The organism is Streptomyces sparsus (genome assembly GCF_054776295.1).
This window is the reverse complement of the sequence record NZ_BAAHCA010000171.1, coordinates 1-7323: the sequence shown is the minus strand read 5'-3', so window position 1 is coordinate 7323 and position 7323 is coordinate 1. Positions and strand designations below refer to the sequence as shown.

General features: G+C 71.4%; 7 protein-coding genes. All 7 read right to left on the bottom strand.

What is annotated here, in order from left to right; all coding sequences use genetic code 11:
* The coding region (folP, locus tag ACYVE9_RS11075; protein ID WP_461027608.1) for a dihydropteroate synthase at window positions 1-719 on the bottom strand (719 nt) is incomplete at its 3' end.
* A gap of 83 nt (window positions 720-802) precedes the next feature.
* Window positions 803-1408 (bottom strand): GTP cyclohydrolase I FolE, encoded by a 606-nt coding sequence (gene folE, locus ACYVE9_RS11070; RefSeq protein ID WP_461027607.1) that lies wholly within the window; start codon window positions 1406-1408, stop codon window positions 803-805.
* Between the two features lie 127 nt (window positions 1409-1535).
* Window positions 1536-3551, bottom strand: coding sequence for an ATP-dependent zinc metalloprotease FtsH (ftsH, locus tag ACYVE9_RS11065; RefSeq protein ID WP_461027606.1), 2016 nt, complete (start codon window positions 3549-3551; stop codon window positions 1536-1538).
* Window positions 3552-3739: 188 nt separating this feature from the next.
* A complete protein-coding gene (hpt, locus tag ACYVE9_RS11060; RefSeq protein WP_461027609.1) occupies window positions 3740-4279 on the bottom strand; it encodes a hypoxanthine phosphoribosyltransferase in 540 nt (179 codons plus the stop codon).
* A 48-nt stretch (window positions 4280-4327) separates the two neighbouring features.
* Complete coding sequence (gene tilS / locus ACYVE9_RS11055; RefSeq protein WP_461027605.1) at window positions 4328-5509, bottom strand: tRNA lysidine(34) synthetase TilS; 1182 nt, start codon at window positions 5507-5509, stop codon at window positions 4328-4330.
* A gap of 257 nt (window positions 5510-5766) precedes the next feature.
* Entirely contained in the window at window positions 5767-6918 is a 1152-nt protein-coding gene (locus tag ACYVE9_RS11050) for a zinc-dependent metalloprotease (RefSeq protein WP_461027604.1), read from the bottom strand.
* Between the two features lie 82 nt (window positions 6919-7000).
* Window positions 7001-7323 (bottom strand): D-alanyl-D-alanine carboxypeptidase (locus tag ACYVE9_RS11045; protein WP_461027603.1); only part of this gene is annotated, 323 nt, incomplete at its 5' end.

Genomic DNA, 7323 nt, shown 5'->3' with positions numbered 1-7323 from the left:
GTGCGGCCGTCGTCGGCCAGCACCCGGCCGAGGAACCGCTTCCGGGAGGCAGCCACCAGCATCGGCAGCGCCAGCTCACCGCGCAGCCGGTCCAGCGACGCGACGAGGGCCAGGTCGTGCTCGGCCTGCTTGGCGAAGCCCAGGCCCGGGTCGACGATGAGCCGTTCCGGGCCGATGCCGCCGGCCACCGCCCGCGCCACGCCCTCCCGCAGCTCCGCCAGCACCTCGGCCACCACGTCCGTGTAGACGGCCCGGTCGTTCATGTCCACCGACTGCCCGCGCCAGTGCATGACCACGTAGGGCACCCCGGCGGCGGCGACCGTCGGCACCATCCGGGCGTCGGCCCGGCCGCCGCTGACGTCGTTGACGAGCCGCGCGCCCGCCGCGACCGCCTGCTCGGCCACCGACGCCCGCATGGTGTCCACGCTGACGACGACGCCCTCCCCGGCCAGGCCCCTGACGACGGGCACCACCCGCCGGAGCTCCTCGGCCTCGTCGACCCTGGTGGCGCCCGGCCGGGTCGACTCACCGCCGACGTCCACCAGGTCGGCGCCCTCGGAGACGAGGTCGAGGCCGCGCTTGACGGCGGTGGTGGTGTCGAACCACTGGCCGCCGTCGGAGAAGGAGTCCGGGGTCACGTTCACCACGCCCATGACCGCGCACCGGTCCAGGGCCGGCAGTCCGGGGACCTGGGGGCGAAGGTCGGGCTGCGTGCTCATGGGCTCCAGCGTAGGCGCTCCGCGCCGGGCCGGACGCACCGCGCACGCCCTGGAAAGCCGGGCGGGGGCGCGGGACCGGGGTGTCAGCGGGACAGGATCAGGCTGAGCGCCTCGGAGCGGGTGGTGGCGTCCCGCAGCTGCCCCCGGACCGCGGACGTGGTGGTCTTGGCGCCCGGCTTGCGCACCCCGCGCAGCGACATGCACATGTGCTCGCACTCGATGACGACGATGACACCGCGCGGCTCCAGGATGCGGGTCAGCGAGTCGGCGATCTGCGTGGTCAGCCGCTCCTGGACCTGCGGGCGGCGGGCGAACACCTCCACCAGCCGGGCCAGCTTGGACAGCCCGGTGATCTTGCCGCTGGTCGCCGGGATGTAGCCGACGTGCGCGACGCCGTGGAAGGGCAGCAGGTGGTGCTCGCAGGTGGAGACCACCTCGATGTCCTTGACCAGCACCATCTCGTCGTGGCCGAGGTCGAACGTCGTCGTCAGCACGTCCTCGGGCCGCTGCCGCAACCCGGCGAACAGCTCCCGGTAGGCACGGGAGACTCGCGCCGGGGTCTCCCGCAGGCCTTCGCGGTCCGGGTCCTCACCGACCGCTATGAGCAGCTCGCGAACGGCGTTCTCCGCCCGCTTCTCGTCGTACTCGCCGATCTGGCCTTCGCCGTCGAGCGTCACCGGGTCGGTCATGGATTGCCTCGTTCCTCGCACGTGTGCACGGAAAAAGCCGCGCCCCTCAGGTTAAATCCCTGGGGGCGCGGCCGATATTCCGGTACTGCTGTGAGCTGGGCCTCGTCGGCGCCGTCGGCTCCGCAGGTCAGCTGTCGCGCGGCTCCGGCTCGGCGACCGTCTCGGTCGGGCCGATCTCCCGGCCCTTCTCCAGCGTCGGTGTGCCGTTGGTGAGCGCCAGCTCCTTCGGGGAGGAGACGGGCGGCCGGGTGGAGGGGGTGCGCCGGGCCGATCCCGTCCACGCCGGGCGGGCCGGGCGCTTCACGATGGACCGGAAGATCTCGGCGATCTCCTCCTTGTTGAGCGTCTCCTTCTCGAGCAGCTCCAGGACGAGGTTGTCGAGCACGTCGCGGTTCTCGACCAGGATCTCCCAGGCCTCGTTGTGCGCGGTCTCGATCAGCTTCTTGACCTCTTCGTCCACCAGCCCGGCGACCTCTTCCGAGTAGTCGCGCTGGTGGCCCATCTCCTTGCCCAGGAAGGGCTCGGACTGGTCGGAGCCGAACTTGATCGCGCCCAGCCGCTCCGTCATGCCGTACTGCGTGACCATCGCCCGCGCGGTGGCCGTCGCCTTCTCGATGTCGTTGGCGGCGCCGGTGGTCGGGTCGTGGAAGACCAGTTCCTCGGCCGCCCGGCCGCCCAGCATGTAGGCGAGCTGGTCGAGCATCTCGTTGCGCGTGGTGGAGTACTTGTCCTCCTCCGGCAGCACCATCGTGTAACCCAGGGCGCGGCCCCGGGACAGGATGGTGATCTTGTGCACCGGGTCGGAGTTCGGTGAGGCCGCCGCGACCAGGGCGTGTCCGCCCTCGTGGTACGCGGTGATCTTCTTCTCCTTGTCGCTCATGATCCGGGTCCGCTTCTGCGGTCCCGCCACCACCCGGTCGATGGCCTCTTCCAGGAAGTGGTTGTCGATGAGCTTGGCGTTGGACCGGGCGGCCAGCAGCGCGGCCTCGTTGAGCACGTTGTTGAGGTCGGCGCCGGTGAAGCCCGGGGTGCGGCGCGCCACGGCCGACAGGTCGACGTCCGGGGCGACCGGCTTGCCCTTCTGGTGGACCTTGAGGATCTCCAGCCGGCCCTGCATGTCCGGGCGGTCGACGGCGATCTGCCGGTCGAAGCGGCCCGGGCGCAGCAGCGCCGGGTCGAGGATGTCGGGACGGTTGGTGGCGGCGATGAGAATGACGCCGCCCTTGACGTCGAACCCGTCCATCTCGACGAGCAGCTGGTTCAGCGTCTGCTCGCGCTCGTCGTGACCGCCGCCCATGCCGGCGCCGCGGTGCCGGCCGACGGCGTCGATCTCGTCGACGAAGACGATCGCCGGGGCGTTCGCCTTGGCCTGCTCGAAGAGGTCGCGGACCCGGCTGGCGCCGACACCGACGAACATCTCCACGAAGTCCGAACCGGAGATCGAGTAGAACGGCACTCCGGCCTCACCCGCGACCGCACGGGCCAGCAGGGTCTTGCCGGTGCCGGGCGGGCCGTAGAGCAGCACGCCCTTGGGGATCTTGGCGCCGACGGCCTGGAACTTGGCGGGCTCCTGGAGGAACTCCTTGATCTCGTGGAGCTCCTCGACGGCCTCGTCGGAACCCGCGACGTCGGAGAAGGTGGTCTTCGGGGTGTCCTTGGTGATCAGCTTCGCCTTGGACTTGCCGAAGTTCATCACCCGCGAGCCGCCGCCCTGCATCTGGTTCATCAGAAACAGGAAGACCACGATGATGAGCAGGAACGGGAGCAGGGAGAGCAGCATGCCGACGAACGGATTCTGCTTCTCCGGCGAGACGGTGTAGCCGTCCCGCAGCTGCTTGTCCTGGAACTTGGACTGCAGGGTCGTGGCGAGCTCCGAGCCCTGGTCGTCGATGTAGCTCGCCTTGATCTTGTCACTGTCGTTGATCTTGACGCCGTCCTTGAGCTCGACCTCGATGGTCTGCTCGTCACCGGTCGTCAGTTTCGCGGACTTGACCTTGTTCTCGTTGATCGCCTGAACGACCTGGCCGGTGTCCACTGTCTTGAAGCCCTCGGATGACCCGACGACCTGCATCAACACGACCACGGCGAGGACGGCCAGCACGATCCACATGACCGGCCCACGGAAGTATCGCTTCACGTCCATCCACACGAGGCGTAAACGCCCCGTCCCTCCTGCCATAGTGAGTTGAAAAGACCGACCTTCGGACGGTACCCCAGCATTGTCGCCCGCCGCCGCCGGGCGCGGTCAACTGTCCGGGCTTCTGCTGCTCCAACGGCGGGAACCGGCCGGATGTTCCCGGGAGTCCCCGCCGCCGGGGCCGCGCGGCGGTCTCAGCCGCCGTAGACGTGCGGGGCGAGCGTGCCGACGAACGGCAGATTGCGGTACTTCTCGGCGTAGTCGAGCCCGTAGCCCACGACGAACTCGTTGGGGATGTCGAAGCCGACCCACTTCACGTCGATGTCCACCTTGGCCGCGTCCGGCTTGCGCAGCAGGGTGCAGACGTTGAGCGAGGCGGGCTCGCGGGAGCCGAGGTTGGACAGCAGCCAGGACAGCGTCAGACCGGAGTCGATGATGTCCTCGACGATCAGGACGTCGCGGCCCTTGATGTCGGTGTCCAGGTCCTTCAGGATGCGGACCACCCCGGAGGACTGGGTGCCGGCGCCGTAGGAGGACACCGCCATCCAGTCCATGGTCACCGGGGTGGACAGTGCCCGCGCCAGGTCCGCCATCACCATCACGGCGCCCTTCAGCACCCCGACGAGCAGCAGGTCACGGCCCGCGTATTCCGCGTCGATCTTCGCGGCCAGCTCGGCCAGCTTCGCGTCGATCTCTTCTTTGGTGATGAGCACCGAACTGAGGTCGGCGCCCATGTCCTTGTCGTCCACCGTGCTGCTCTCGCTAGTCGCTCGGATGTGCGCTCAGATGTCACTCTGCCGAATGACCAGTGTGCCACCCCTCCGGAGGGCTTCCACGCGCCCGGGCAGGTTGATGGCCCGCTGCCCCCGCCAACCGGTGACCAGGCGGTCGGTCTCCTCGATGTGCCGGGCGAACAGCGAGCCCGCCGGAGCGCCCGCGGAGATGGCGGCCCGGCGCAGTACCCGACGGCGGACGGCCGGGGGCAGCGCGTGGAGCCGGGCCACGTCGAGCGTGTGGCCGGCCCGGGTCGTGTGCGCCTGGTCGTCCTCGGTGGCCGGTTCGGGGACGAGGCTCACGGTGCGCATCGCCTCGGCGGCCCAGGCGTCGAGCGCGTCGGCGTCGTCGCGGGAGAGCTGGGCGGTACGGGCGAGGGCTTCGATGACGCCCTTGCCGAGCGCCTTCTCCAGGGTGGGCATGGCCTCGTGCCGGACCCGGGAGCGGGTGTACGCCGGGTCGGCGTTGTGCGGGTCGTCCCACACCGGCAGCGACTGGACCATGCAGGCCTTGCGGGTGGTCTGCCGGTCCACGGTGAGGAACGGGCGGCGGTACCGGCGCTCGGCGCCGGGGCGGCCGGTGAGCGAGCCGGAGACGGCGGCCATGCCGGAGAGCGAGCGGGTGCCGGAGCCGCGGGCCAGGCCGAGCAAAACGGTTTCCGCCTGGTCGTCGCGGGTGTGGCCGAGCATCACGGCGGCGGCGCCGTACCGGTCGGCGACCTCGTCGAGTGCGGCGTAGCGGGCGTCGCGGGCCGCGGCCTCGGGGCCCGCGCCCCTGCCGATCGCCACCGTGACGGCCTCCACGGGGGCGAGGCCGAGCGCGGTGAGCCGGTCGGCGACGTCGAGCGCGCGCAGGTCGGAGCCGGGTTGCAGCTGGTGGTCGACGGTGACGGCGCCGGCCCGCACCTCAAGCCGGGCGGCTTCGAAGGCGAGCGCGGAGGCGAGGGCCATGGAGTCGGCGCCGCCGGAGCAGGCGACCAGTACCAGCGGTCGGCTGTCGGTGGCGGGGCCGGCCGTGTCGGTGGCGGGGGAACCGGCGGGGGGCGGGGGCGTCGCCGCGCCCTGGGCGCCGACGGTCAGTCCGGCCCGGGCGGGTGCGCTGAGGGCTTCGCTGGGGACTTCGCTGAGGATCTCGTGGAGTACGCGGCGGACCGCCAGGCGTATCGCGGCGACCGCGGGGTGAGGACCCATGTCCGTTTCACTTCCTCGGGGGGAACGACCGGTTGAACTCGATGGACGGGTGGCAGGGGCGGGGCGCAGCGGGACGAGGGCGGCAGTCGGCCGTGGTCAGGGGTGCCGGGGCACCGCGAACCGCATTCCGCACCTCGTCACGCTGCTGTCACGCTGAGTGCGTCGATGGTGACAGAGACGCGCCATTCCTCCGAGCATTGCACGCGGCCAGGGCCCCTCACGGTCCCTCGGACGGGTGATTCACGGGTCGATTCGGCTCATGATTCGGCTTTCCGGTGCACCCTCGCCACCCAGTCCGCCGGTTTGGCGATCTCCGCCTTCGTGGGAAGTGTGTTCGGGGAGGTCCACACCCGGTTGAAGCCGTCCATGCCGACCTCGTCGACCACGGCCCGCACGAACCGCTCGCCGTCCCGGTACTGCCGCAGCTTCGCGTCCAGCCCGAGGACCTTGCGCAACACCTGGTCGAGGCGGCCTGCGCCGCTCTGCCGCCGCTTCTGGAACTTCTCCCGGATCTCCGCGACGGACGGCACGACCTGCGGCCCGACCCCGTCCATCACGTAGTCGGCGTGGCCCTCCAGCAGCGACATCACCGCGGTGAGCCGTCCCAGGATGTCCCGCTGGGCGGGCGTCTGCACGAGGTCGACGAAACTGCGGCCCTCGTCCGACGCGTCGTCCGTGCCGCCGTCGCCGTCACCGTCGCCGCGGCTGCCGGTCGCCGCCTGCGCGGCCTTGCGCAGCCGCTCCACCAGCGTCGTGGGGTCGAGTTCCGTCTCGCCGAGGAAGGACTGGATCTCACCGCGCAGGTGGTCGCGCAGCCACGGAACGGCCGTGAACTGGGTGCGGTGGGTCTCCTCGTGCAGGCTCACCCACAGCCGGAAGTCGTGCGGGTCGACGTCCAGCTCCCGCTCGACGTGCACGATGTTGGGCGCCACCAGCAGCAGCCGCCCACCGCCCCGGCCCGGCCCGGCGGGCAGCTCGCGGGTGGCCGGGGCGAACGTCTCGTACTGCCCGAGGACCCGGGACGCCATGAACGACAGCAGCATGCCCAGCTCCACGCCGGTCACCTTGCCGCCCACCGCGCCGAACACCAGGCCGGCGGGCGAGGAGCCGCGGCGCTCCCGCATCCGGTCCATCAGCGGCGCCAGCAGCTCCTGGAAGCCGGCCGCGTTGGCCTTGATCCAGCCCGCCCGGTCCACCACCAGGACCGGGGTGTCACCCATCTCCGGAGCGGGGGTCATCCGGGTGAAGCCGTGCACGTGCTCCTCGGAGGAGACCGCGTGCCGCCGCAGTTCGGCGACCACGGCCCGGGCCTCCTCGGGCGTGACCTCGGGCCCCGACCGCACGAGCCGGGTCGCGGTCGTGACCGCGAGATTCCAGTCGACCATCTCCATACCACCGAAGCTCGTCATGACTTCACGGTACGGGTTCGGCCCGGGAGCACACAGCCGTACGCCGCTCACCGGGCCCCCGACCGGGCGCGCGGCGCCCGGGTCAGCGGCAGCCGCAGCCGGCGACGGTGGCGGCCAGCCGGTCCAGGACGGCCTGGGCGCCGTACGGGTCGGTCGTCCCGGTGGTGAGGAACGCGAAGGCCAGCAGCCGGCCGTCGGCGTCCACCACCGTGCCGGCCAGCGAGTTCACCCCGGTGAGCGTGCCGGTCTTGGCCCGCACCAGGCCGGCGCCCGCGGCGGACTCCGCGGAGGCGTACCGGCGGCCCAGCGTTCCGTTGAACCCGGCGACGGGCAGCCCGGTCAGCAGCGGGCGCAGCTCGGGGTGCTCCGGGTCGGCGGCCTCGGCCAGCAGGGCGGTGAGGAACC